Below are 25,249 nucleotides of genomic sequence, written 5' to 3'. Positions count from 1 at the left end.
CTATTCTTCACCGGCATGGGGGTGCGGCGCATTGTCCGGATCGTACATGCGGGAACCGCTGGTGTGGACTTGCGCTCGCGGCAGCATGTTGCGCAGCCTGGTCTTGAGGTAGAGGTTTTCCAGGAAAAGGGCCAGATGATCCACAGCCAGCTGGACGAAGCTGCGCAGGGCCTCGTCCATTTCACGGGGAGCGGTATGAGCAAGGCAGAGCACGCAGCGCGTGCTCCTGTTGACGATGACCGGCATACAGATGACGGCCTGGAAATCCGGCATGTCCGGGAGCTTGGCAAAGAGCATGGTCCCCTGTCCGCCGTTGCTGCCTTCCACGAAAACGGGCTGATCGTTGTTGAACACCCATCCCGCAAGGCCGCTGCTCATGCTGAACTCCAGCATTTCTCCTTCGTTGAGCAGCAGCGGGGCGGATTCGCATTCAAGGCAGTAGGCTTCGCCGGGACGCACCACCGAAGCAAAGGCGCAGTAATCGAAATTCGTGGCCGCTGCCACTGTTTTCAGATAATTCTGGATGAACTGCGGCCAGCGTTTATGGTGGAAGCGCAGGTTCTGGATGACGCAGAGCTGGGCAAAATAGCGGGAGATGTCCCCTCCCAGCGGTTCCGCCACGCCCTGCGCGGCCTGCTGGCGCGTGATGAGCTCCGCAAACATCTGCAGGATCTTGTAGTCCTTGTCCGTGAAGGAGTACTGGCGCTTGCTGTCCACGCACAGCGCTCCCCCCGTGGGCACGGGGCATCCCATGAAGGCCTTGACCCCGCCTTCTTCCCCTTCGCGGTAATAGCCCAGCGTACTCTGATGCTTGTCGAAATTGGGCACGACCAGCGGCTGGCGGTTGCGCAGGATCCAGCCCACGAGCCCCTTGCCCGGCTGGATGGTGCTGCCCTCCGCGATGCCGTCCCCCAGGCTGAAGGCGGCAACCAGACGATGAAGCTCTCCCTCGCCTTCCGCGTTTTCCTCCGGCAGGAAGAGAACGGCGGAATAGGCGTCGAAAACGCTGCAGACGATGCTCAGGACGTGCTTTTCAAGGATATTGTTCATAGGTGTGAGGGGGGATGACCGATGTTGAGGGTATGGCCCGTCATCACGGACGACGGCGCTACGATACCAGAGGAAGGGACCGGCCGCAACTATCCTGTGTTCGCCGTATTTTTTGTAAAAAACGGCAGGCAGGGGGCTGGAAATCGACAGAAAAATATCGTAGAATCATTCACTACGCGGAGAAGGTGACACATGCTCAAATGGCAAGAAGTTTTCAGCAAGAACGGCCTGCCCTGGCAGGACGCCGAAACGCTTGCCGAGCCGTTGTCGTGCAGCAGCCTTGCCCAGCTCAAGTCCTTTCTTGATGCGGTACATATTCGTTTCTGTCTGGTCAAGCCTTTTCAGGAGTCCAAGGGCTACCCGCTGGTGGAGTCGCGTGAGCTGCTCCCTTCCTTTGACAACGATATGTTCGAGCACAAGGATCTGCCCGGCTTTGCCATGGTGGCCTTTGCCCGGCAACTGCATTATTTTTCCGAGATCTTCCAGTACGACAAGCTGCATCCGGTCATCACCGAGGTGGAGGGCGTGCCCTGCTGCCCGCTGGAAAGCCAGGTCTATCACCAGAATCTGGAGACCCTGGCTTCCCGCCTGCCGCGCCTGCATCAGGACGTTTTTCGGCAGCAGTTCCGCACGGCGGACACCTCCCTGCTGGACACCTACCCGGCGCTCGTGCCCTATCTCTGCAGCATGGACAGGGCGCAGGTGCTGGCGCTTGATGCCGGGCGGCAGTTCCATCTGGCCGGCATCTTCGCCTCCTTCCCCTCGGATATCGACAGCGAGCTCAAGCGCTTCGGCATCCGCATCGGCAAGTTCGTCTACGGCGACAACGAGCTGTACGAACGCAACCGCATGTTCGTCTATCAATATCTTATGGAGCTTTACGGCTTCCCCATCGTGTCCGAACGCCGCACCTCGTCCGCCCTCTTCGCCCGCAAGCTGCACAAGATGGGGGAGCGCTTCCTGCTGCGCGTGCTGGGGCAGACGGACCGAACCCTCACCACCTATACGGCGGACGGCGAGAACCGCCGCTATCCCCTGCTGGAAAAGATCGCGCTCGTCAAGGTGGACGAGGATCAGGAAGAAGTCATCGAGCGCATCGAGGAAGGCGGCTTTTTCCTCGACAGATCCCGCCGGGTCGTCATCATCCGTGTCACCTACCGCCAGCACAGTTTCGATCAGAGCAATGTCCGGCAGGATCGTGCCCTTTCGGTCGCTTTCCAGGAAGTGCTGCATCCCTTGACGGGGCAGCCGCTGCCGGGCCTCAACATCATCAAGGACACCACCAATATGTTCCTGCGGCTCAACGACATCGTACGCGGTGAGTATTCGGGCCGCATCGTCTACAAGCGTACCGAAGTGGTGGAAAATACCGATACCGACGAAAAACGGCTCAAGTTCCTCTATGCCTGGCTGACCAAGCATCAGCGCCGCATGATCAGCTACAGCGACGAATTCTTTTCCAACGTGAGCAAGGTCCTTTCCCGTTATCTTTATGCGCCGGAAAACGACGAGGCCTTTGAGACCATGCGCGAGCTGCACCGCGAGGTCTGCACGCGCTTCAGCTATATCCAGCAGGCAAGGCGCGTACGCATCCTGGAAGATCTGCGCCTGCGTACCTTCAAGGGGACGCGCATCACCTACCGTCAGATGATGCGCGAGGCGCTCGACCAGCTCACGGATCTCAAGTTTGAGATCTCCACGTTCTTTCCGGATCTTGTGGACGCCATCATGAAGTGTGTGGAGGGAATTTTGTCCGACCGCTACATGCTGCGGACGTATATGGAGCCTGCGGAAGAACAGTTGAGCAAGGCCGGGCTTGAAATACGGCGCAATTATGGCAAACTGGTATCTCTGCTGGACGGCTTCAAGGCCGTCCGCAAGGCAAGAACCCATAAGGACGAGGCCCTGTCGTGAGCGAACATCGTTTTTATCTTGCGCCGGAGAGCTGGCCTGACGCCCCGCAGGGCGAGGCCCTGCTGGAGGGACAGGAGGCCGTGCATCTGGCGCAGTCCCTGCGTCTTGGTCCAGGGGCGGATGTCACCCTTTTGGACGGCAGAGGACGCGCCGGTCTGTTCTCCGTCGTGGAGTGCGGCAAGCGCCGGGTGCGTCTCGTCTGCCGCAGTGTGGACATCTCTCCTGAACCCGTCTCCCGGCCCATCATCGCCTTGGCCTTCAGCAAGGCCGTACGGCGTGGTTTTTTCATGGAAAAGGCCGTGGAGCTGGGCGCATGGGAGGTCTGGCTCTGGCAGGGGGATCACAGTCAGGGGCGTCTGCCCGCCGATATTCGCGATTCTTGGCAGAATCAGATGATCGCCGGAGCCAAGCAGTGCGGCAACCTCTGGCTGCCGCAGATCCGCGCCCTGTCCGGAGGGATCGGTGAGGTGCTTGCCTTGTCCGAACAGGTGGACCAGCGCATCCTGCCGTGGGAGCTGCAGGACGGTTCCTCCATGCTGACGCCTGATATGGTGGGGCGGCCCGGCACGACCCTTTATGTCATCGGCCCCGAGGGCGGCTTTTCTTCGCGTGAACTGGAGGCGCTGCGGGCGGCTTCTTTCCGCATGGTCAGTCTGGGGCAGCGGGTCTTGCGCTGCGAGACGGCGGCAACACTTTGTCTGGGGATTCACTGGTGGGCTTCGCATCTCACGATCAACCGTCCCTCCTGAGCAGCGGCGAGGATTCCGCCCGCCCTCTTCCGGAGCGGCTGCGCCCGGATGGTCTGGATCTTTTCCTTGGGCAGCCGCATCTTGCGGCCAAGATCCGCTCCTTCATGCAGGCTCCGCGCCTGCCGAGCCTGCTTTTTTTCGGACCGCCCGGCTGCGGCAAATCCACCCTGGCCCTCTTGCTGGCGCGCGCCAGCGGCAAGCGTTATCTCCGCATCAGCGCGCCGGAAGCGGGCTTGCAGCATCTGCGGCGGTCACTGGCTGGGGTGGAGGTGCTGGTGCTGGACGAACTGCACCGTTTTTCCAAGGCCCAGCAGGATTTCTTTTTGCCGTTGCTGGAATCCGGCGAGCTGACGTTGCTGGCCAGCACGACGGAAAATCCCTCCTTCAGCGTGACGCGGCAGCTCCTTTCGCGCCTGCATGTGCTGCGGTTGCGCCCGCTGGGGCGGACGGAGCTTATGGAGCTTGCGCGGCGCGGCGCGGAATCCTTGCATATCGTTTTGGATGACGCCGCCCGGGAAGTGCTGGCGGCCGCGGCGGGCGGCGATGCTCGTACCCTGCTCAATCTGGTGGAGTATGCGGCCGCCCTTCCGGAAGAAAGCCGCCATGCCGAATCGCTCAAGGCCGCCCTGCCGGAAATGCTGGCCCGGCATGACAAGGATGGCGACAATCATTATGAGCTGGCCTCGGCGCTCATCAAGTCCATCCGCGGCAGCGACGTGGACGCGGCTCTCTTCTACCTGGCCTGCCTGCTGGAAGGAGGCGAGGATCCCCGCTTCATCTGCCGTCGTCTTATCCTGTCGGCGTCCGAGGATGTGGGCCTGGCCGATCCGCAGGCGCTGCCGCTGGCTGTGGCCTGTCAGCAGGCCGTGGAATTCGTGGGTATGCCTGAGGGCTTCATCCCCTTGGCGGAGACCGTCGTCTATCTGGCGCTGGCTCGCAAGAGCAATTCCAGCTATGCCGCCTATCTCAATGCTCAGCGCGAGGTGAAGCTCAACGGCGTGCCGCCTGTGCCGCTGCACTTGCGCAACGCCACGACCCAGCTGCAACGGGAGTGGGGGTACGGCAAGGACTATAAATATCCGCACAATTATCCTGAGGGGTATGTGGAGCAGGTCTATCTGCCGGACGAAGTGCAGGGGCGACGTTTCTACCAGCCAAAGGACTGCGGGGATGAGGCGCGCCTGAGTCAGTGGTGGCGCAGGATACATAAAATTCACAAGGATGGCTGACGGATGAAAATGCCCATGCCCTTTGACGACAGTTTTTTCAGCCGCAAGTTCCTGACGGAGGACAGCTACCGCAGCTCTGCCCTGCCTGCGGTCCCGTCGCCGGGCCTGCTGCGCTCCTGCGGTTTTTATTACCGGCTTTTTCTGGGGCCTGTGCGCTGGCTGTGCGCCAAAGCCGCTCGTGGCGAGTGCACGGATGCGGCCTGGGTACATGCCAGCGCCTGGGTCGCAGAATTGATGGAGGGGTTGGGGTGTCCCATATTCGTGGACGGTATGCGGCATTTTGAACAGCTTGACGGGCCGTGTCTCTTTGTGGGCAACCACATGAGCACCCTGGAGACTTTTTTGCTCCCCAGCATCATCCGTCCGTTTCGGCCTGTGACCTTTGTGGTCAAAAAGAGCCTCACCACCATGCCCTTTTTCGGGGCGGTCATGCGCTCGCGTGATCCTATCGTCGTGGAGCGGGTCAATCCCCGTCAGGATCTGGCCGCCGTACTGGAGGGCGGGCAGCGCCTGCTGGAAAAGGGCATCTCCGTCATCGTCTTTCCGCAGAGTACGCGCTCCCGGCAGTTCAGCGAAGAACATTTCAACACTATCGGCATCAAGCTTGCGCGTAAGGCGGGCGTTCCTGTGGTGCCGCTGGCCCTCAAGACGGATGCCTGGGGCAAGGGAAAGCGTGTCAAGGAGCTGGGCCCGGTACGGCCCGGTATGCCGGTACGCTTTGTTTTTGGGGAGGCCATGACCATCAGCGGCAACGGCAAGGCGGAACATGGCGCCATCTGCGCGTTCATTCGCGATCACCTTGCCCGTTGGGAGGCCGAGGACGGCGTAAACGGTGCGGCGTGAGTCGTAAGCTGTTTCGTTTCGCTGATTTGCACTTGAAAAAAGGGACGCTATGCGTCCCTTTCTTTATGTCTGTATGCCGGATTCGGTCCCCGTGAGAGATTTTCCTATGGTGGGTCGAGGTGACGGAGGCAATTTTTTTAGAGCGTTTTGCCTTTGAAAAGAGCAAGGCGCGAGGCGACGGCAACAGCGCCGCCTGGCCCAAGCCAAGCGGAAAGACCGCGTTTTTTTCCGCGAAACGCCAACCGTATGCTTGGAACGTGAAGCGTTTCAAGCGGAAAATGCTCTAAGATTGATGGATCCTGCGGCCCTCTTCTGATGGCGTTGCTTTTTGATTTGAGGAGATCTGAGGAGGGGATCTGCGGTAGCCCCATCGAAAAATGTTGCGAGAGCAAACGAAAAAGGGGTCATGCTTTCGCATAACCCCTTGATTTTTCTGGTCGGGATGGCGCGATTTGAACGCGCGGCCTCAGCGTCCCGAACGCTGCGCTCTAGCCAAACTGAGCCACATCCCGTTGCGAAAAAGAACCTAGCCCAACGCGGGAAGAATTGCAAGCCTTTTTTTCATTTGTCAATTTTTTTTATCTGCGGTAGATTTTTTTTGTTGAGCGATGAACTACTTTAGCTCTGGAGCTTTCCCGTGGTACGAGTTCTTGTCGTTGACGATTCTACGTTTATGCGCAGCGCCATCGTGGCTCTGCTGGAAAAAGATCCTGAGATCACCGTTTGCGGTACCGCCAAGGACGGACAGGACTGTTTGGCCAAGGTTGCCCAGCTGCAGCCGGACATCATCACCCTGGATGTGGAAATGCCGCGCATGGACGGGCTGGCGACGCTCAAGGAACTGATGCGGACCAACCCCCTGCCCGTGCTCATGGTCAGCTCTCTGACGGCCGAAGGGGCGGAGACGACCCTCAAGGCTCTGGAATACGGAGCGCTTGACTTCATTGCCAAGGTGAGCGGCGCCGATCAGGAAGATTTCGGCGTCGAGCTGCGCCATAAGGTCAAGTCCATTGCCCGGCGCAAGGCATTCCTTCGCCTGCGCTATACGCGGACCAATCTTGAAGCCGGACGCGGCTCTCCCCTTTCCTCTTCCGCCGGCAGCGCCTCCTCCCTCGGTAGCGCTACGAATAGCGCCGCGCGCCCGACTTCCCTTTCTTCCGGTCTGGGCAGGACGTCCGGTGTGAGCAGCCTGTCCGGCAGCGCATCCGCCGCCTCTCGTCAGAGTACGGCTTCCCCCCGCCCGTCGTTGCGGACTTCCTCCCCGGCGGCAGGCGCGGGCGCCGCAGCATCGGCAGGCGGCATCATCCGTCCTTGCAGCGGAGCGCATGATATCGTCGTCATCGGCGTCTCCACCGGGGGGCCGCCGGTGGTGCAGAAGATCCTTTCCGCACTGCCCGCCAATTTCCCCGCCTGCATTCTGGTGGCCCAGCACATGCCGGCGACCTTTACCGGGCCCTTTGCCAAACGCCTCGACAGTGTTTGCCAGATCTCGGTAACGGAAGCCGCCAACGGCGACAAGATCCAGAACGGACATGCCTATGTCTGTCCGGGCGGCAAACATATCGGCATCCAGATGCGCGGACCGCTTCCGGAAGTGCTGGTGACGACGGAACCGACTTCCGCGTTGTACAAGCCCAGCGTCAATGTGCTTATGGAAACGGCGGGCAATGGTCTGGGCCGGCGGGTGTTGGGCGTCATGCTTACCGGCATGGGGTCCGACGGATGCGAGGGCGCCAAGGTGCTCAAGCAGAGAGGCGGTTACCTGATTGCCCAGAACGAGGCTTCCTGCGTCGTCTACGGTATGCCCAAGGCGGTCGTGGATGCGGGGCTGGCCGATCAGATTCTTGATGTCGAAGATATCGCCAAGGCAATAATGGCCTGCGTAAAAGGTTAGTTGACCCCCTACTCAAGGACACGATCATGCTCGACTCGTCTACCAATGTGCATCAGATACTGGAAAATCTTCAGAGCGAAGACAGTGACGCCATTCGCAGCGGTGCGTTTGCCGCGGGTGACGCGGGCCTTGAGGAGGCCCTCCCCTATCTGTGCAAACATCTGACCAGTGAAAATCTGGGCATACAGGAAGCGGCGGAGTACGCCCTGCGCAAGATCCGCGGCGCACGGACCGTGGATGCTGTGTTGCCGCTGCTGCGCCATGACGACGCTCCCATCCGCAATGTGGCCATGGATATTCTGCGCGAGATCGGCGTGGACAACATGCGTGCTCTGCGCGAATGGCTGCATGACGAGGATCCGGATGTCCGCATTTTCGTGTCCGATATTCTGGGATACACGCAGGATCACCTTGCGGTCCCCTTGCTGGGCGAAGTGCTGCTGCACGATCCCGAGGTCAACGTCCGCTATCAGGCGGCGGTGAGCTTGGGCACGCTGGGCTTCCCCGAATCTGTGGACTATCTGGCCAAGGCCATGATGGAGGACGAGGAGTGGGTGCAGTTCGCCGTGGTGGAAGCCCTGAGCCGCATCAATGACGAATCCACCATCCGGGCCCTCGTGCAGGTGTTGCCGGATGTCTCGCCTCTGGTGTGTTCCGCCATCATTGACGCCATCGGCAGCGTGGGCGACATCAAGACCATCCCTCTGTTGTTCAAGTCGCTGGAGAATGTCAGCGTGGCCTTGCGGCACAAGACCGTCAAGGCCATCGTCCAGATCCTCGGGGGACAGTCCCTGTCGCTGCTGACGCCTAAGCTCCAGGAGCGCCTGCGCGTCTATCTCCTGGATGCCCTGACGGACAATGATGAGGATATCCTCATGGCAGCCCTGCAGGGGCTGAGCTTCATGGGGGACGGGGAAGCCTCGCAGGCGGTATTCGATCTTGCCTGCCGTCTCGACCCCGATCAGTCGCCCGAACTGTATGAGGCGACCATCCGTGCCATCGCCTCCATCGGTTATAATGACGTCATCCGTGATGCGCTGACCAGCGGGGATGATCTGCATATCATGATCGCCATGGAAGCCTGCCAGCTCATGGGGGATCACCGGCCTGTCGAGGTCATCAAAAGCATTTTCTGGGATCTGGGCAGCGAACTGCAGCGCGCGGGCATGGCCGAACTTTCCCAGCTGGGGACGACCGAGGATATCCCCTTCTTCAAGGATGTCGTCGCTCGTTGCGATGACCCGGAGATCCTCAAGAGCGCTCTTATCTTCTTTGGTAATCAGCACGGTTGCGAAGATGCCTGCACGGTGGCTTTCAGCCAGCTCGATCACCGCTATGTGGACGTGCAGGAGATGGCCCTTGAGGCCTGCATCAACCTGCACAGCCCCATCCTCAATCAGCGGTTCCGTGAACGCATGAACAGCGATGACGACATGCAACGCCTTATGGCTGTCTATGCCATGGGGCGTTACAGCGTGACGGAAAACCTCAGCGAGATCACCGATGCTCTGGAGGATCAGAGCCCGCGCGTACGGCAGATGGCTGTGGAGGCGTTCCTCAATCTCGGTATCGAGGCCGAACGCTATTTGCCGCGCATCATCCCTCGTCTCTTTGATGAAAACAAGGACGTCCGCGCCGCTGTCGTCAATCTGCTCGGCCAGATCGGCACGCCGTCCGTCATGCCGCACTTGATGACAGCCCTCAATGATGACAATGACTGGGTGCGTATCCGCGCCGTCGAGGCGCTGGGGCTCAACAAGGCCATTGATGCGGTGCCGACGCTGGCGTCCATGCTGGAACATTCCAGCCCCATGCTCACCTTCAAGATCATTGAGGTGTTGGGCAAGATTGGCGGCAATGTCGCTTTCAGCGTGTTGCTGAGCATGATGGATCATGAAGATCCTGAGATTCAGCACGCGGCTGCCGAAGCCGTTGCCGCCATTCAGGCTGAACAGGAGTAATTATCATGAGCCAGCAGCGCCCTTCTTTTTTAAGTGGTGACGGCAAGCTCTCGTCAGAAAAGGACAAGGATTCTTCTCTGCGCAAGCCTGCCGAGGCTCCTCGTCCCTTTTCTTCCTTGCGCACCACAACGGGAACGACCGGCAGTACGCTGGGGTCAGGACTGGGCGCCGGTTCCGACAAGCCGGAATCTCCTTTTCGTTCCTCGTTCGGCAGCCAGACCAGCGGCAGCGCGTTGGGGAGCGGATCCGCCTTTTCTTCCGGCTTGCGCAGCGGCACAGGACTAGGGGGGGCCACCGGGGCCGGCCAGACAGGCAGTTTTTCCTCTGGTCTTTCCTCGCCCGCCCGTCCCTCGGCCTTTTCCCGTCCAGCGGTGCCTTCAGGGGCAGGAGCGGGAACGGCCACATCCGGGCTTGGCACGACATCCTCTCCTTTCCGTTCCACTCTGGGGCAGCAAGGCGGCGCAAACACGGCGGGGACTGGCGGACTGCGCTCCCCGTTGAGCAGCTTGAGCCGTACAGCCCAGGACTCGCAGGCGCGCACGGGGATGATGCCCTCTACTCCATTCCGGCCGGCAGGTCAGACATCGCCCTCCTCCGCGCCCACCTCTTCTTTTCGGACGCAGAATGCTCTGGGCGGGCCGCGTACGCCCTCGCCTACGTCAGCCTTTCGCCCTGCTCCCGGCAGTGGCATGTTGTCCGGCTCATCTACGCCCTTTCGCAAGGACTTGCAGATATCCGACGAAGAATTTCTGCAGTTGCGGGACTTCATCTATCAGGTGTGCGGTATCTTCATTGCGGAAAACCGTAAGTATCTGGTGGAAAACCGACTCTCCAACCGCATCAAGGAACTGAACCTCAAGTCCTACAGCGAGTATTACAATTTTCTTCGTTTCGACAACAGCCGTAAGGAAGAGCTCAACCGCCTTTTCGAAGTGGTCACGACCAACGAAACGAGCTTTTTCCGTAATCCGCCGCAGCTCAAGGTCTTTCAGGACTATGTGCTCAAGGAAGTCATCGACGAGTGCCGCAAGACAGGCCGCAAGCGCCTGCGTATCTGGTCGGCAGGGTGCAGTACCGGTGAAGAACCGTATACGTTGGCGATCATCCTGTATGAAGTGCTGAAGTCGGAGATCCGTTCGTGGGATATCAAGATCACCGCCAACGACCTTTCGGAAGCCGTTCTAGCGGCCGCCCGCCGAGGCATCTACAATGAGTATGCCCTGCGTACCACGCCGCCGGAGATCGTTTCCGCCTATTTCACCAAGGACGGCAATGTCTATAAGATCAAGCCGGAATTGAAACAGCTGGTTTCCTTTGGCCAGATCAATCTGAGCGACAAGGACCAGCTGCGGCGCGTGGAAAAGTCGCAAATCGTTTTTTGCCGTAATGTCATCATTTATTTTGACGATGATATGAAACGTAAGGTCATCAGCGCGTTTTACGACAATCTTGAACCCAACGGTATGCTGCTTATCGGTCATTCCGAATCGCTGCACAATATCAGCCGTGCGTTCAAGCCGGAGCACCATACCGGCACCATTGTCTATCGCAAGATGAGCTGAGGTCATGGCCGCCAAGATCCTTGCCGTTGCCAACCAGAAAGGCGGAGTGGGCAAAACGACCACTTCGCTCAGTCTTGGCGGCGCTCTGGCGCGCTTGGGCAAGCGGGTCCTGATTCTGGATCTGGATCCTCATGCCTGCGCAACGCTACATGCGCGTCTGTATCCTGAAACGGTCACCGTCAGCCTGTATGAACTTTTTACCGCTAAAGAAAGCGAGTGGCCTGCCGTTTGGGAACAGCTCATCCATACGCAGGCCATTTCGGGCATGGATATCGCTCCAGGCAGTATTCGCCTGAACGATCTGGAAGATGTCATGCATAACAGGACGTGCAAGGGAACGATTCTTGCACGCGCTGTGCGCAAGGTGCGCGACAGGTACGATTTTATCCTGCTGGACTGTCCGCCGCACATGTGCCTTATGCTCGTCAATGCTTTGCTGGCCAGCGATCTGCTGATCATTCCCATCCAGACGGATTTTTTGGCTCTGCACGGCCTGCGTCTGTTGTTTGATTCGCTGCATACGCTGAACAAGGTGTTGCCGTCGCCCATCCGCTACAGGGCCGTGGCCACCATGTATGACAAAAGGGCCAAAGCCTGTATGCATGTGCTGGAGTTGCTGCAGAAGAAGATGGATGGCGCTATTTTTGAGACCGTCATCGGCGTGGACACGCGTTTCCGTGAGGCCAGCGCTCTGGGTTGCACTATTTTTGATATAGATCCCAAGTCCCGCGGTGCGTGCGCATACGCCGACATGGCCGAGGAGGTGCTGAAATTATGGTGAAAACTCCTGCCGAATATTTTGCCGATCTGGATTTGCATCTTTCCGGCAAGGATGCGGCCACCGCGCCTCTTTCGCGTGCGGAACAGTCCTTTGTGGAAAAATATCTTGGCCCTGATGCGCTGGCGGGCATCCCCGTCATCACCGCGCCCGAACCGTTGATGCAAGGGGGGGCCGCCGTTCAGCCTGTGGCCGCGTCTCCGGCCCCTGCACTCGTGACGGCGTCATCGGCTGCGGAGCGTTCTTTTGCCGCCGCGACAGAGGAAGCGGAGCCTGTCGATGCGGTGGAGGATCAGCGTCGTTTGCTTTTTTCCGCTTCCGAGATCCAGCTGGTGTCCGTTCGCATCGCCGGAACGTCCTTCCTGCTGCCCATCATGGCCATCAGCGAGGTCCTGCGGCATATGCCGCTGGCACTGCTGCCGCGCGCGCCACGGCATGTGGCGGGCGTCATCAATCTGCGCGGAAGGCTCACGCCGCTGGTCCACCTGTGTATGCTGGTCAGCAGTGACGCCGCCCCCCGCTACAATGCGGACAGTCTGGTGGTGGTCTGCCCCTGCGGGGGGATACAGATAGGCCTTATCATTGACAAAGTGGAAAATATTTATACCGTGCAGCAGCAGGAACTCAACTGGAATCCCGAGACCCACTTCGGTGAAGCCGCGGAATGTCTCTATGCGCTCGCCCGCATCGGCGAGCATCTTTACGGCATTCTGGCGCCGGAACGCATCGGGCAGATCCTGTGCCGCTGACCGGAAGCTTTCAGTTATCCGGCAGACTTGCCAAGCCCCCTGAAACTCTCTAGACTCAGCTTCAAACGCCTTTGCACGAGGATGGCACGACATGAGCAAGCATATACTGGTGGTGGACGATTCCAAGACGATTCGCAATCTTGTGGCCTTTGTGCTCAAGGCCGAGGGCTTTCGTGTCAGCACCGCCGAAGACGGTCTTGACGCCATGGAAAAGCTGTACAGCCTGGAGCAGGTGGATCTTATCGTTTCCGACGTCAATATGCCGCGCATGGACGGCTTTACCTTCATCAAGAACATCCGCGCTCAGGATGCCTATAAGGATATTCCCATCATCGTGCTTTCCACAGAAGGCCAGGAGAAGGACATCCAGACCGGCATGGCGCTCGGGGCCAACCTGTACATGGTGAAGCCCGCCCAGCCAGAAAAAATGGTCCGCAACATAAAGATGCTGCTTGGCTAGCCGATATAACTAGGCAAGTGCGCCTGAATGGCATACTCTCAAGCCAAGTAGGTATGGTATGAGTCAAGATTTTTTTGATCCGGAACTCTTTGCCGACTTCATCAATGAAGCCAAGGAGCATCTGGAAACTATCGAGCCGAACTTGCTGGAGCTGGAAAAGGCTCCGGACAATCTTGCGCTTCTCAATGATATTTTCCGGCCCATGCACTCCCTGAAAGGGGCGTCGGGCTTTCTTGGGCTGAATCGCATCAATCAGCTTGCCCACAAGTCAGAAAATATTCTGGACGAACTGCGTAAGGGGACCATGGTGGTCACGCCCGAGATCATGGACGTGATCCTTTCCTCTACCGATGCCTTGCGCCAGATGGTCGAGAATCTTGAGGCGACGAATTCCGAAGGGGATGTGGAGATCGACCACATCATTGCCCAGATCGAAGCCATCATGAACGGCGAGGCGGCGGCTCCCGCTGCTGAGGCCGCACCGGCGGAAGCGCCCGCGGAACCGGCTCCTGCCGCCGTGGAGGCCGCACCGGAAGTCGAGGCTGCCCCTGCTCCCGAGGCTCCCGCACCTGCTGCCGAGGCTCCGGCGGCGCCTTCGTCTGAAGCCTCTGGGGCGGAAGAAAGCCCGGGCATGAGCAGCAAGGAGTGGGTCGCCAGCCTGCCGGATACGAAAGAGTACGCGCTCAACGCCTTTGGGGAGGCCCATCTCAAGGACTTCATTGATGAGTCTCTCGAGATTACCGGCAACCTCAATGACGGCTTGCTGCAGCTGGAAGAAGGCGACGGGCAGGGAGATCTGGTCAATGACCTTTTCCGCTTTTTCCACAATATGAAGGGAAACAGCGGCATCATCGGCTATAATGAACTGAATGCCCTGACGCATGAAGCGGAAACGCTGCTCAATAATGTCCGCCAGGGCAAAATGACGCCGACCCATGAGCTCATAGACCTGCTGTTGCTGGTCGTGGACGTCATGGAGGCGCTCGTCGGTCGAATCGACGTTGCCAGCGGTAAGACGCGGCCTTTTGATACCGAACCTATCCTGACGCAGCTGAAAAAGGCGGTGGCTGGTGAGGAGGTCGCCCTCCCCCCTGCGCTGATCGCTGCCCAGAAAGGCGGCAAGGCCGGAGAAGCCGGCGACGGCAAGCCTGTGGATGTGGTGACGCCGGTCATTATCCCCATGGGTGCGGAAGGAGACGATCTGGATGCCTTCCAGGCGACGATCAAGCAGCAGTTTGAGATCATCAATGCCGCGCTTGCCACGCTGCGCAAGGACGGGGCGCACAAAGATTCCGAAGATGCTCTTTTCCGTTGTCTGACGGCCATCAAGAATGCCAGCAGCTTTGTGGGCTTCAACGACGTCAAGGAATACGCTGAGCGGACCGCCGGCATCGTCGATCAGGGACGTTCTCAGGGTATCGACTTTTCCTTGATGGTGGACCTCATTTCGCAGGAGACCGCCATTATCGAAGAGATGGCGGCGGCAGCGGTGAAAAAGAAGCGTGAAGCCGCTCCCGCGGCGTCTGAAGCCGCAGCTCCCGCAGCTGAGCCGGAAAAGCCCGCAGCGGCTGCTCCCGCCGCTGAGCCTGCACCCAAGCCCGCTGCCGCAGCGGCTGCTCCCGCTGCACCCGCCGCCGCGGCCAAGCCTGCCGCGCCTGCTCCAGCGGCTGCTGCCAAGCCTGCCGCCCCGGCGGCCAAGCCTGCGGCGTCCGCCGCCAAACCCGCTGCCAAGCCGGCTACGGAGACGGCGCAAAAAAGCTCGTCCATCCGCGTGGATCATGAGCGTCTTGACCACCTCATGAACCTCATCGGTGAGCTCATCATCAACCGCAACCGCTATGCCCTCATCGCCCGTTCCCTGGAATCCGGCGGGACGGATGTGGACATTTCGCAGGTGGCGCAGAGCCTTTCGGAAACGACCTACGCCATGGCGCGCATTTCCGACGACCTTCAGGATACCATCATGAAGGTGCGCATGGTGCCGGTCTCTTCCGTGTTTTCCCGCTTCCCCCGTCTGGTGCGCGACCTTTCCCGCAAGAGCGGCAAGGAAGTGGATCTCGTTATGGAAGGCGAGGAAACGGAACTGGACAAGAGCGTGGTGGAGGCTATCGGCGACCCGCTGGTGCACCTTATCCGTAACTCCGTCGACCACGGCATCGAACCGGAAGATGTGCGTGTGGCCGCTGGAAAGTCTCCCAAGGGCCGCGTGACCTTGCGGGCATTCCACAAGGGGAACTCCGTCGCCATCGAGATCGAGGACGACGGTAAGGGGATCGACCCCGAAAAGATGCGCGAGGTGGCCATCCGCAAGGGGATCATCACGGCTGAAGAAGCCGCGCAACTGGATGATCGCGAAGCGGTTGAACTTATCTTCGCTCCTGGCTTCTCTTCCGCGGACAAGATTACGGATATTTCCGGTCGTGGTGTGGGTATGGACGTGGTGCGTACCAACATCAAGAACCTCAAGGGAAGCGTCAGTACCAATACGGAACTGGGCAAGGGCACGCGTTTCACGCTGAGTCTGCCCTTGACGCTGGCCATCATTGACGCCCTGATGGTCAATGTGTCCGGCCAGACCTATGCCATCCCCCTGGATGCGGTCTCGGAAACGACCAAGATCGAGTGCAGCCGCCTGACGGACGTGAAGGGACGTAAGGCTGTCACCCTGCGCGGTGAAGTGCTGGGTATCGTGGAACTGGCGGAGATGCTGGATCTGCCGCGTACGGATCCGCTGCCTGAAGTGCTCTCCGTCGTGGTGATCCATGATAACGACCGCCGTCTGGGTCTGGTGGTGGATCGTCTGCTTGAACGGCAGGAAATCGTTATCAAGCCTCTGGGGGCTTACCTTGGCGATTTGAAGGGCATTTCCGGGGCGACCATCATGGGCGACGGTTCGGTCATCCTCATCCTCGATCCGCATGAGATCTATGTGATGTCCACGTCCAAGGCCAGCAACAGCTTGGGCAATGAGCCGCCCAAGGGCGTTTCCCGTGCCTCCTCTTCCGAGTCTTCGGGGTGCGAGGAATTCACCATCTGACCGAGCAATCTGTTATCGTGCCTGAGACGGGCGTCACCTCAACGGGTGATGCCCGTTTTTTTAGAGCATTTTAGTTTGAAACGCTTTGCGTTTCCCAAACCATACGCCCTCCATACGGTCTGGCGTTTCGCGGAAAAAGCACGGTTTTCCGCTCACTTTCGGTCGGGCGGCGCTGTGCTCCACCTCGCACTTTGCCTTTTCAAAGGCAAAGCGCTCTATTCTCTATTCTCTCTCTCTCCGCTTAACGAGAGTTCCGAGCACAAAAAAACAGCACAGCAGCTTTTGCCACTGTGCTGTTCGCGTCGAATGTTATAAAAATCTCTGGAAGTCTAGTACGCGCGGATATATTCGTCCAGGCTTTCAGCCGAACAATTGCGGCTGACCCAAAAAGCGGAAGCCCAGACCATGAGCGCTGTTGCCTGTGTGTCATCCAGAGATTTGAGCTTGCTTTCCAGACTGGATTTGCTGGCACCGTGGCGCATGTGCACATGATTTATCTCACAGGCATCATGTACCCGCAACAACAGATAGGACAAGCGGGAATTATCCGGCATAAGCCGCATATCCTTGTGCGCTTCCACTATGGCTTTCAGCTCGGCGCCGGTGAACAGGGTCTTGATGTTGGTGATGGCCCGGAAAAACGTATCCACAGCCCACGGGAGAATAAATTCCGCTCCCGCGCTCTTGGTGCGGAAATAATCTTTGAGCCAGCGTTCCTGGTCCTCATTGATGCGAGCGGCGACCTGTGGCATGTTCCCCCCGGTAAATTGGGAGCAGACAGGATGCACGGAAAAGCACCTACAGAGAAAGCATCTGGTTTTCTGCTTTCTATCACATTGGCGTGGGCGTTCCGTTGCGCTTGAGCCTGCTCCAAACCCCTTATTTTTTCACGTACCTTTTCTCCCTATCGTACCAAAGGGAAAATATCAAGAAAAAATCTAGAAAATATCTTGCATCCCGTAGAGGCGACCGGCGGCACGACCCTTGAGCCAGGCGGCGGCCCGCAGGGCTCCCTGGGCAAAGGTCTCGCGCGAATGGGCCTGATGGGTGACCTCGATACGCTCGCCGGGGCCCATGAAGTAGATCGTATGGACGCCAACCACATCGCCGCCCCGGATGGCCTGGATGCCGATCTGCGCTTTGGGACGCTCACCGATGATGCCATCACGCGCCGAACAGCGAACGTCGGGCAGCTTCCAGCCGCGCGCCTCTGCGAGGCATTCGCCAAGGGTCAGGGCCGTACCGCTGGGGGAGTCCTTTTTGCGGTTGTGGTGGAGTTCCACCATTTCGATGTCGTACTTGTCGCCCAGCGCCTTGGTCAATTCGGGCAGGATCTTGCGCAGCACATTGATGCCCACGCTCATGTTGGATGACCAGAACAAGGGCGCTTTTTGGGCAAGTTCCGCAAGTTCGGCCCGCTGCGCCTCATCAAGGCCCGTTGTACCGATGACGGCGGCATGACCGCTTTCAGCGGCCTGCCGTGCGGTATTCAGGCTGACTTCCGGGGCGGTGAAATCAATGATCACGGCATCGGCGCAGTGGGCGAGCGCAGCGCGCAGGTCGTCGGTGATCAGGCAGCCGTTCCCGGCGCGGAGCTGGTCCAGATGATCGGCCCGATCCACCAGGGCCGCAAGGCTGTAGGTATCGTCCTCTTCGGCCAGCGTGGCGATGGTGCGTCCCATGCGCCCGCCGGCTCCCATGATGATAAGCGGCGTTGCCATAATGTCGTCTCTCCTTTGATCATGGACGTGCCGGGCTTATTCGCCCGCATGGAGCATGTCCAGAAATTCCTGCTCACTGAGGATGGGGATCCCCAGCTTTTCGGCCTTTTCGCGCTTGCTGCCGGCCTTTTCTCCGGCCACCAGATAATCCAGTTTTTTGCTGACGCCGCCCGCGATGGTCGCGCCGCTGGCTTCCGCCATCTTGGCGGCGTCGTCCCGTTTCATGGAAAGAGTCCCAGTGAAGAGGATGGTTTTTCCGGCCAGCGGGCCTCCAGCCGTGGAGGGCCGTGCGGCTTCCTCCGTGACCACAGGCCAGAGCCCCAGCGCGCGGAAGCGTTCCAGCATGGCGGCATTGGCGGCATTGGCAAAGAAAGCATGGATGGATGATGCGACTTCAGGACCGATATCCTCCATGCGCATGAGCTCTTCCGTCCCGGCCTGAGCCAGTGCATCAAGGTCGGCATAATGCCGGGCAAGCTGACGTGCCGTCTGCTCGCCCACATGCCGGATGCCGAGGCCGCAGATCAGGCGCGCGAGAGTGGCCGTGTGTCGGGCCTGCTCGATGGCGTCCACGAATTTCTGAGCCAGCGATTCGCCCATGCGCTCGTATTGCAGCAGTTCCTGCGCCGTGAGGGTGAAGAGATCCGGCGGCGACTGGACGCGCCCGCTGCTGACGAGCTGCTCGATCCACTTCTGGCCGATGCCGCCGATGTCCAGCCCGGCCTTGGAGACGAAGTGGATGATGGCCCGCAGGCGGATGGCCGGGCAGGCAAGATTGTCGCAGCGCCAAGCGGCCTCCCCTTCTTCCCGATGAGCGGGCTGGCCGCAGACCGGGCAAGTGTGCGGGAAGGCAAACTCCACCGCATCCGCCGGGCGTTCTTCCAGCACCGGGCCGACCACTTCGGGGATGACGTCCCCGGCGCGCTGCACGATCACCGTATCACCGATGCGGATATTCTTGGCCCGGATCTCATCCTCATTGTGCAGGGTGGCCCGCGAGACCATGACCCCGCCCACGGCCACCGGGTCAAGGATGGCCACCGGCGTCAGTACGCCGGTACGCCCCACCTGGATCTCGATGCCGCGCAGGATGGTGCGGGCCTGCATGGCCGGGAATTTGAAGGCCACGGCAAAACGCGGCGCACGGGCCGTATGGCCGAGAGCTTCCTGCGCTTCCAGATCGTCCTGCTTGGCCACGGCGCCGTCGATCTCCATATCGAAGTGTTCGCGCCGCTGTCGCACTTCTTCCACATAGGCTTCCACGTCGGCGGGACCGGCGCAGAGGCGGCCGGAAGGCGGCGTCTGGAAGCCGTAGTCCCGCAGTCGCGCCATAAGTTCGCTCTGATGCGTACAGGGCTGTGCCCCGCCCCAGTCCGCATCGCCCAGGCTGTAGGCCAGAAAGCGCAGCGGTACGGAACGGGTCGCCGTGGTATCCAGCTGACGGAGCGCACCCGCCGCCGCATTGCGCGGATTGGCGAAGGTTTTTTGCCCGAGAGCGTCGCGACGCTCATTGAGGGCGGCAAAGTCGGCCTTGAAGATGACGACCTCGCCGCGGACTTCCAGACGGGCGGGCAGCTCCCCGCCTTGCGCCGGTGGTCTGAGGCGCAGGGGAACGGTCTTGATGGTACGCACGGCGGCCGTCACCACTTCGCCGGTCTCCCCGTCGCCGCGGGTCAGGGCTTCGGTCAGGATACCGTTTTCATAGACGATCTCCAGCGCCAACCCGTCCAGTTTGGGGTCACACCAGAAGGCAAGCGGCGCTTCGGGCAGGGCCCGGCGCATACGTTCGACGAAGTCGCGCCATTCCTCAGCGTTGAATACATTGTCCAGCCCGTACATGCGGCGGCGGTGCGCCTTCTTGTCCAGTCCGCTCAAGAGACCGCCGCCCACGCGCAGGGTCGGCGAATGCGGGCTGCGCCATTGGGGATGAGCGGCTTCCAGTTCCTGCAGTTCGCGGAACAGGGCATCATAGGCGTCGTCGCTGATCTCCGGTGCGTCCAACGTATGGTAGCGGTAGTTGTGGTGCTCCAGTTGAGCTACCAAAGCGTCCATGTGCGCCTTTTCCGGCGACATTTGGGCGTCAGGCTGGGTAAAAAGCGGCAAATCATCAAAAGACATGATCACTCCGGCAGGGCGATAAGGCGGGAGCGCAGTGCCCGGATGCTGTCCCGCAGCTCGGCGGCCCGCTCAAATTCCAGATCGCGGGCCGCGGCCCGCATTTCCTTTTCCAGTTCGGCGATGCGCACGGCGGTCTCCTCGGCCGTGAGAGGGAGCTCCGCCTGTTCGTTGCGGGCGGCCGCCCTGCCCTTGCCGCGTCCGCGTCCGCCTTTGCCTTCGCTGTCCGCATAGAGGGCGTCCAGCGGAGAATCCAGGCTTTTGCGGGTGCTGCGCGGGGTGATGTGGTGCGCTTCATTGTAGGCGGCCTGCTTTTCCCGGCGGCGGGCGGTCTCGTTCATGGCGGCCTGCATGGAGGCCGTCACCGTGTCCGCATAGAGGATGACATGCCCGTGCTCATTGCGGGCCGCTCGCCCGAACGTCTGGATGAGCGAGCCCGTGGAGCGCAGAAAACCCTCCTTGTCCGCATCCAGGATACAGACCAGGGAGACTTCCGGGATGTCCAGTCCTTCACGCAGGAGGTTGATCCCTACCAGCACGTCAAATTCGCCGGTGCGCAGGGCGCGGATGATCTGCATACGCTCCAGCGTGTCGATGTCCGAATGCAGGTAGCGGGTGCGCACGCCCATATTGCAGCAGTATTCCGTCAGGTCCTCGGCCATGCGCTTGGTCAGCGTCGTCACCAGCACGCGTTCGCCCCGACTGACGCGGGCGCGGCATTCGCCCAGCAGATTTTCCATCTGTCCGGCCGTGGGCCGCACCTCCACTTCCGGGTCCACAAGGCCGGTGGGCCGGATGATCTGCTCCACCACGATGCCCTGCGCCTCGTCCAGCTCGTATTTGGCCGGCGTGGCCGAGACGTAGACGGCCTGATGCACGAGCCGGCGGAACTCCGCGAACTGCAAGGGGCGGTTGTCCAGCGCCGAAGGCAGGCGAAAGCCGTAATTGACCAGCGTTTCCTTGCGGGAACGGTCGCCCTTGAACATGCCGCCCACCTGCGGCACGCTGATGTGGGACTCGTCCACGAAGAGCAGATAGTCTTCGGGAAAATAGTTGAGCAGGCAGGACGGCGGCTCGCCCGGCTTGCGTCCGTCCATGTGGCGGGTATAGTTTTCGATGCCGTTGCAGTAGCCCAGCTCCTCGATCATTTCGAGATCGAGCTGGGTACGCTGTTCCAGGCGCTGGGCCTCCACCAGCTTGCCCTGCTCGCGGAACAGGGCAAGGCGTTCCTGCAGCTCCTGACGGATATCGTCGCAGGCGCGTTTGAGGTTGTCCTGCGCGGACACGAAGTGGCTGGCAGGATACAGGACGGTCTTGCTCACCTCGGCCAGCACGTCGCCGGTGAGCGGGTCGATCTCGCGCATGGCGTCGATGTCGTCACCGAAGAATTCCAGCCGCAGGGCCCGTTCGTGGTGATAGGCCGGGATGATCTCCAGCACGTCGCCCCGCACCCTGAAGGTGCCGCGGTGGAAATCGTAGTCGTTGCGCTCGTAATGCACTTCCACCAGCCTGCTGATGAGCGCATCCATGGGGAAGCGCTGGCCGACCTCCACGGGAATGACCATCTTGGCGTAGTATTCCGGCGAACCGAGGCCGTAGATGCAGGAGACCGAAGCCACGATGATGACGTCACGCCGCGTCAGCAGGGCATGTGTCGCCGCATGTCGCAGCTTGTCGATATTGTCGTTGATGGCCGAATCCTTTTCGATGTAGGTGTCCGAGGCGGGCACATAGGCTTCCGGCTGATAGTAATCGTAATAGCTGACGAAGTATTCCACGGCATTGCGTGGAAAGAGCGCGCGGAATTCGCTGTACAGCTGGGCGGCAAGGGTCTTGTTGGGGGCCAGCACCAGCGCCGGACGGTTGCAGCGGGCGATGACGTTGGCCATGGTGAAGGTCTTGCCCGACCCTGTCACCCCCAGCAGTACCTGCGCCGGGACACCGGCCTGGATATTGCTGACGAGCTGGTCGATGGCCTCGGGCTGGTCGCCCGTGGGCTGGTGCTCGCTTTGCAGGGAAAAGACGGTCTCATTCATGCGGGGTTGACCTCGTGCCACTGCCGGCCGTCATGGACATAGCGTTCGCGCCAGGGCTGCCAGCGCAACGGACAGGCGGGATCCGCCGCCTGCTGTACGGATCGTTCAAGCAATTCTTCAAATGTTGCGCGGGAGACGAGCTCGCCCCCCATGCCCATGATGTGCGGGGTGTCCTGCTGGCAGTCCAGCAGGAGCGTGCCCCGCAGGCGCAGCAGATCCACCAGACCTGTCAGGGCCGCGCGCGAGGCTTCGGACGCCCGGTGGAACATGGATTCGCCAAAGAAGGCCCTTCCCAGCGACACGCCGTATAGCCCCCCTACCAGCGCATCCCCCTGCCAGGTCTCGATGGAATGGGCATAGCCCATTTCATGCAGCCGTACATAGGCACGGAACATGTCGCGCGTGATCCATGTGCCCCGTTCTCGGCGGCGTGGCCCGGCACATTGCAGCATGACTTCCGCAAAGACCGTATCGCAGGTCAGGCGGAAGCCCGCCTTGCGCAACGTCCGGATGCTGCGCCGGGGCAGGCGGAACTTGTCCAGCGGCAGGATGCAGCGCGGCGCGGGCGACCACCAGAGCAGCGGCATCCCCTCACTGTACCACGGGAAAATGCCCCGACTGTAAGCGGCCAGCAGGCGCACCGGATGCAGATCGCCGCCGCGGCACAACAGCCCGTCCTCTCGTGCCGCCTCCAGAGGGGGGAATTGCTCGGCATAGGCTGCCACCAGATCGGCCGGGCGTTCCGGCGGGACCTCACTCATGCCCATCTCTTTTCGTGCGCCTCGTGGACGGGCGCGGACGCGGCGTCTTGCGGGCTTCACCACCCGCGGCGGCAGCTTCCGCACAGGCCGGTCCCTTGCGGGAGATGTCCAGATGCAGCTTGCCGTCCCGCAGGACGAGCACGGCCTCGCCGCCCTTTTGCAGGCGGCCGAACAGCAGTTCCTGCGCCAGCGGGTCTTCCAGTTCATCCCGCAGCAGGCGGCGCAGCGGGCGCGCGCCCATGCGGGGATCGAATCCCTTTTGGGCCAGATGCCGCCGGGCCTCCTCGTCCAGCGTAAGGTGGACATGGCGTTCGGTCAGGCTCTGGGCCACCTCTTCCACGAATTTGTCCACGATGCGGAGCATCATGGGCTGCGTCAGGCTACCGAACGGCACCAGCGCATCAAGACGGTTGCGGAATTCCGGCGTGAAGAGCTGTTCCAGCGCTTTGCGCCCCTTGCGGGCCGCGGCTTCCGATGTCCTTCCTTTCCCGTCCTCCGCATCCGGACCGTCCGTACGGACAGCGGCGGGCGTGGCAAAGCCCATGCTGGCGGCGGACATCTCGAAGGCCCCGGCATTGCTGGTCATGATCAGCACCACGTGCGAGAAGTCCGTCTTTCGGCCCGTGGTGTCGGTCAGCGTGCCGTAGTCCATGACTTGAAGCAGAACATTAAAGATGTCAGGATGCGCTTTTTCCATCTCGTCCAGCAGGACCACGGAATACGGGGATTTGCGCACGGCCTCGGTCAGCAGACCGCCCTGATCGAAGCCCACATAGCCCGGAGGCGCGCCGATGAGGCGGGAGACCGCGTGTTTTTCCATGTATTCGCTCATGTCATAGCGCAGGAAATCCACCCCCAGACACTGCGCCAGCGATCGGGCAACCTCGGTCTTGCCTACGCCGGTGGGCCCGTAGAAGAGGAAGGCCCCGGCGGGGCGTCCGCTCTGGCCCAGTCCGGCGCGCGAGCGCAGGATGGCGCGCACCACCAGCGAGATGGCGGCCTCCTGTCCGAAGACGCGAGCATTGAGGTCGCGTTCCAGATGGCGCAGGCGGTCTTTTTCCCCGCCGCTGACGCTGCGTTCGGGGATGCCGGCCATGCGGGCCACGATGCGCTCCACATCACGCAGGGTCACCGCCGGGCGCTTGCCGTCCTCGTCCGGCTGCCGCAGACGGACGGCGGCCCCGGCCTCGTCCATGACGTCGATGGCCTTGTCCGGCAGGAGGCGCTCCCGCACATGGCGGCTGGAAAGCTCCACCATGGCCCGGAGGACGGGCTTGGCATAGCGGACCTGATGGAAGTCCGCATAATGGCTCTGCAGGCCTTCCAGGATGGCCAGACAGTCCTCGATGCCGGGCTCACGCACATCTATGCGCTGAAAGCGTCGTACGAGCGCCCTGTCCTTCTCCAGATGGTTGCGGTATTCCTCATGGGTGGTGGAGCCGATGCAGCGCAGATCGCCGCTGGCCAGCAGAGGCTTGAGCAGGTTGGAGGCATCCATCGACCCGCCGGACGTGGCGCCCGCTCCCACGATGGTGTGGAGTTCGTCGATGAACAGGATGGCCTGCGGCACATGCTTCAAGGCATCCATGATCTTTTTCAGGCGTTGCTCGAAGTCGCCGCGATAGCGCGTGCCAGCCAGCACGAGACCCATGTCCAGCGCGAAGAGGCGGGCCTCCCGGAAGCGCGGCGGCACCTTGCCCTCGTGGATGCGCAGGGCAAGGCCCTCCGCAAGGGCGGTCTTGCCCACGCCGGGCTCGCCCACGAAAAGAGGATTGTTCTTGCGGCGGCGGCACAGCACTTCGATGGCGCGGTCAAGCTCCATTTCCCGTCCGATGAGGGGATCGATGCCGCCGGCGGCCGCGCGGGCCGTAAGGTCCGTGGTATAGCGGGCCAGGGGATCGTCCTCCCGGCCTTCCTCGTCGTCCTCCGCCTTTTCCCGAACGCCTTTGGAGCCGCTGCCGTCTTCCAGCCCGTGGGAGATGAAGGTCAGCACGTCCAGCCGTTCCACACCCTGCTTGCGCAGATAATAGACGGCATAGCTCCCTTCCTCTTCCATGAGGGAAACAAGCATGTCGCCCACATCCACGGTCTCCCGCCCGGCGGAGCGGATATGCGCCACGGCCCGTTCCAGCAGACGCTGCACGCCCGGCGTCTGGATGATCTCCAGCTGATTGGCCGGGCGGACGCTCTCCATCTCCGTTTGAAAAAAATGCTCGAGCTGTTCGCGCAGCAAGGGCACGTCCACCCCGCTGCCCTCCAGGATGAGGCAGCCGCGCACCGTGGCGGTCATGCCGTAGAGGATGTGCTCCACGGTCAGCATCTCGTGCTGCCGTTCCTGCACTTCCATGACGGCGATCTTCAGGACTTCCTGAACGTCGTTGCTCAACATG

At 60.9% G+C, this 25,249-nt stretch carries 18 protein-coding genes and 1 tRNA gene; 11 read left to right on the top strand and 8 right to left on the bottom strand.

What is annotated here, in order from left to right; genetic code table 11:
• On the bottom strand, positions 1–1,050 hold the full coding sequence (locus Q0K00_RS00145) for a GAF domain-containing protein (RefSeq protein ID WP_297226538.1): 1,050 nt from the start codon (positions 1,048–1,050) through the stop codon (positions 1–3).
• 192 nt (positions 1,051–1,242) lie between these two features.
• Here Q0K00_RS00145 and Q0K00_RS00140 point away from each other — a divergent pair, with 192 nt between their 5' ends.
• The 4 genes from Q0K00_RS00140 to Q0K00_RS00125 are packed head-to-tail and all read left to right on the top strand — an operon-like array spanning position 1,243 to position 5,785.
• Positions 1,243–2,964: a hypothetical protein gene (locus tag Q0K00_RS00140; protein WP_297226537.1), complete on the top strand. Its 1,722-nt coding sequence runs from the start codon at positions 1,243–1,245 to the stop codon at positions 2,962–2,964.
• Positions 2,961–3,713 (top strand): 16S rRNA (uracil(1498)-N(3))-methyltransferase, encoded by a 753-nt coding sequence (locus tag Q0K00_RS00135; RefSeq protein WP_297226536.1) that lies wholly within the window; start codon positions 2,961–2,963, stop codon positions 3,711–3,713. The genes Q0K00_RS00140 and Q0K00_RS00135 overlap by 4 nt, the downstream gene beginning before the upstream one ends.
• A complete protein-coding gene (locus Q0K00_RS00130) occupies positions 3,677–4,942 on the top strand; it encodes a replication-associated recombination protein A (RefSeq protein WP_297226535.1) in 1,266 nt (421 codons plus the stop codon). Before Q0K00_RS00135 ends, Q0K00_RS00130 begins: the two co-directional genes overlap by 37 nt.
• A gap of 3 nt (positions 4,943–4,945) precedes the next feature.
• Positions 4,946–5,785: a 1-acyl-sn-glycerol-3-phosphate acyltransferase gene (locus Q0K00_RS00125; RefSeq protein ID WP_297226534.1), complete on the top strand. Its 840-nt coding sequence runs from the start codon at positions 4,946–4,948 to the stop codon at positions 5,783–5,785.
• 434 nt (positions 5,786–6,219) lie between these two features.
• On the opposite strand, the gene Q0K00_RS00120 is transcribed toward Q0K00_RS00125, so the two are convergent.
• Positions 6,220–6,297 (bottom strand) — tRNA-Pro (locus Q0K00_RS00120).
• 125 nt (positions 6,298–6,422) lie between these two features.
• On the opposite strand from Q0K00_RS00120, the gene Q0K00_RS00115 reads away from it, so the two are divergent.
• The 7 genes from Q0K00_RS00115 (at position 6,423) to Q0K00_RS00085 (ending at position 16,226) form a co-directional block, all read left to right on the top strand.
• Complete coding sequence (locus tag Q0K00_RS00115; protein ID WP_297226533.1) at positions 6,423–7,679, top strand: chemotaxis response regulator protein-glutamate methylesterase; 1,257 nt, start codon at positions 6,423–6,425, stop codon at positions 7,677–7,679.
• Between the two features lie 26 nt (positions 7,680–7,705).
• A complete protein-coding gene (locus tag Q0K00_RS00110) occupies positions 7,706–9,640 on the top strand; it encodes a HEAT repeat domain-containing protein (protein ID WP_297226532.1) in 1,935 nt (644 codons plus the stop codon).
• Between the two features lie 689 nt (positions 9,641–10,329).
• Positions 10,330–11,202: a protein-glutamate O-methyltransferase CheR gene (locus Q0K00_RS00105; RefSeq protein ID WP_297226531.1), complete on the top strand. Its 873-nt coding sequence runs from the start codon at positions 10,330–10,332 to the stop codon at positions 11,200–11,202.
• A 4-nt stretch (positions 11,203–11,206) separates the two neighbouring features.
• Complete coding sequence (locus Q0K00_RS00100) at positions 11,207–11,983, top strand: ParA family protein (protein ID WP_297226530.1); 777 nt, start codon at positions 11,207–11,209, stop codon at positions 11,981–11,983.
• Positions 11,977–12,729, top strand: coding sequence for a chemotaxis protein CheW (locus Q0K00_RS00095; protein WP_297226529.1), 753 nt, complete (start codon positions 11,977–11,979; stop codon positions 12,727–12,729). Before Q0K00_RS00100 ends, Q0K00_RS00095 begins: the two co-directional genes overlap by 7 nt.
• A 91-nt stretch (positions 12,730–12,820) precedes the next feature.
• Entirely contained in the window at positions 12,821–13,189 is a 369-nt protein-coding gene (locus Q0K00_RS00090; RefSeq protein ID WP_297226528.1) for a response regulator, read from the top strand.
• 58 nt (positions 13,190–13,247) lie between these two features.
• Positions 13,248–16,226, top strand: coding sequence for a chemotaxis protein CheA (locus Q0K00_RS00085; protein ID WP_297226527.1), 2,979 nt, complete (start codon positions 13,248–13,250; stop codon positions 16,224–16,226).
• Positions 16,227–16,555: 329 nt separating this feature from the next.
• On the opposite strand, the gene Q0K00_RS00080 is transcribed toward Q0K00_RS00085, so the two are convergent.
• The 6 genes from Q0K00_RS00080 to clpA all read right to left on the bottom strand — a co-directional run bounded on the left by Q0K00_RS00080 (position 16,556) and on the right by clpA (position 25,248).
• Positions 16,556–16,978 (bottom strand): hypothetical protein, encoded by a 423-nt coding sequence (locus Q0K00_RS00080; RefSeq protein WP_297226526.1) that lies wholly within the window; start codon positions 16,976–16,978, stop codon positions 16,556–16,558.
• A 186-nt stretch (positions 16,979–17,164) separates the two neighbouring features.
• Positions 17,165–17,947: a 4-hydroxy-tetrahydrodipicolinate reductase gene (gene dapB, locus Q0K00_RS00075; protein WP_297226525.1), complete on the bottom strand. Its 783-nt coding sequence runs from the start codon at positions 17,945–17,947 to the stop codon at positions 17,165–17,167.
• A 36-nt stretch (positions 17,948–17,983) separates the two neighbouring features.
• Positions 17,984–20,020: an NAD-dependent DNA ligase LigA gene (ligA, locus tag Q0K00_RS00070; RefSeq protein ID WP_297226601.1), complete on the bottom strand. Its 2,037-nt coding sequence runs from the start codon at positions 20,018–20,020 to the stop codon at positions 17,984–17,986.
• Between the two features lie 47 nt (positions 20,021–20,067).
• Positions 20,068–22,098, bottom strand: coding sequence for an excinuclease ABC subunit UvrB (uvrB, locus tag Q0K00_RS00065; protein WP_297226524.1), 2,031 nt, complete (start codon positions 22,096–22,098; stop codon positions 20,068–20,070).
• Positions 22,095–22,859: a leucyl/phenylalanyl-tRNA--protein transferase gene (gene aat, locus Q0K00_RS00060; RefSeq protein ID WP_297226523.1), complete on the bottom strand. Its 765-nt coding sequence runs from the start codon at positions 22,857–22,859 to the stop codon at positions 22,095–22,097. The genes uvrB and aat overlap by 4 nt, the downstream gene beginning before the upstream one ends.
• Positions 22,852–25,248, bottom strand: coding sequence for an ATP-dependent Clp protease ATP-binding subunit ClpA (gene clpA, locus Q0K00_RS00055; RefSeq protein ID WP_297226522.1), 2,397 nt, complete (start codon positions 25,246–25,248; stop codon positions 22,852–22,854). Before clpA ends, aat begins: the two co-directional genes overlap by 8 nt.
• Position 25,249 lies beyond the last annotated feature (1 nt).

The organism is uncultured Desulfovibrio sp. (assembly GCF_944327235.1).
Lineage (GTDB): Bacteria > Desulfobacterota > Desulfovibrionia > Desulfovibrionales > Desulfovibrionaceae > Desulfovibrio.
The sequence above is the reverse complement of the archived record's forward strand: the minus strand, read 5'-3'. Positions and strand labels throughout refer to the sequence as shown.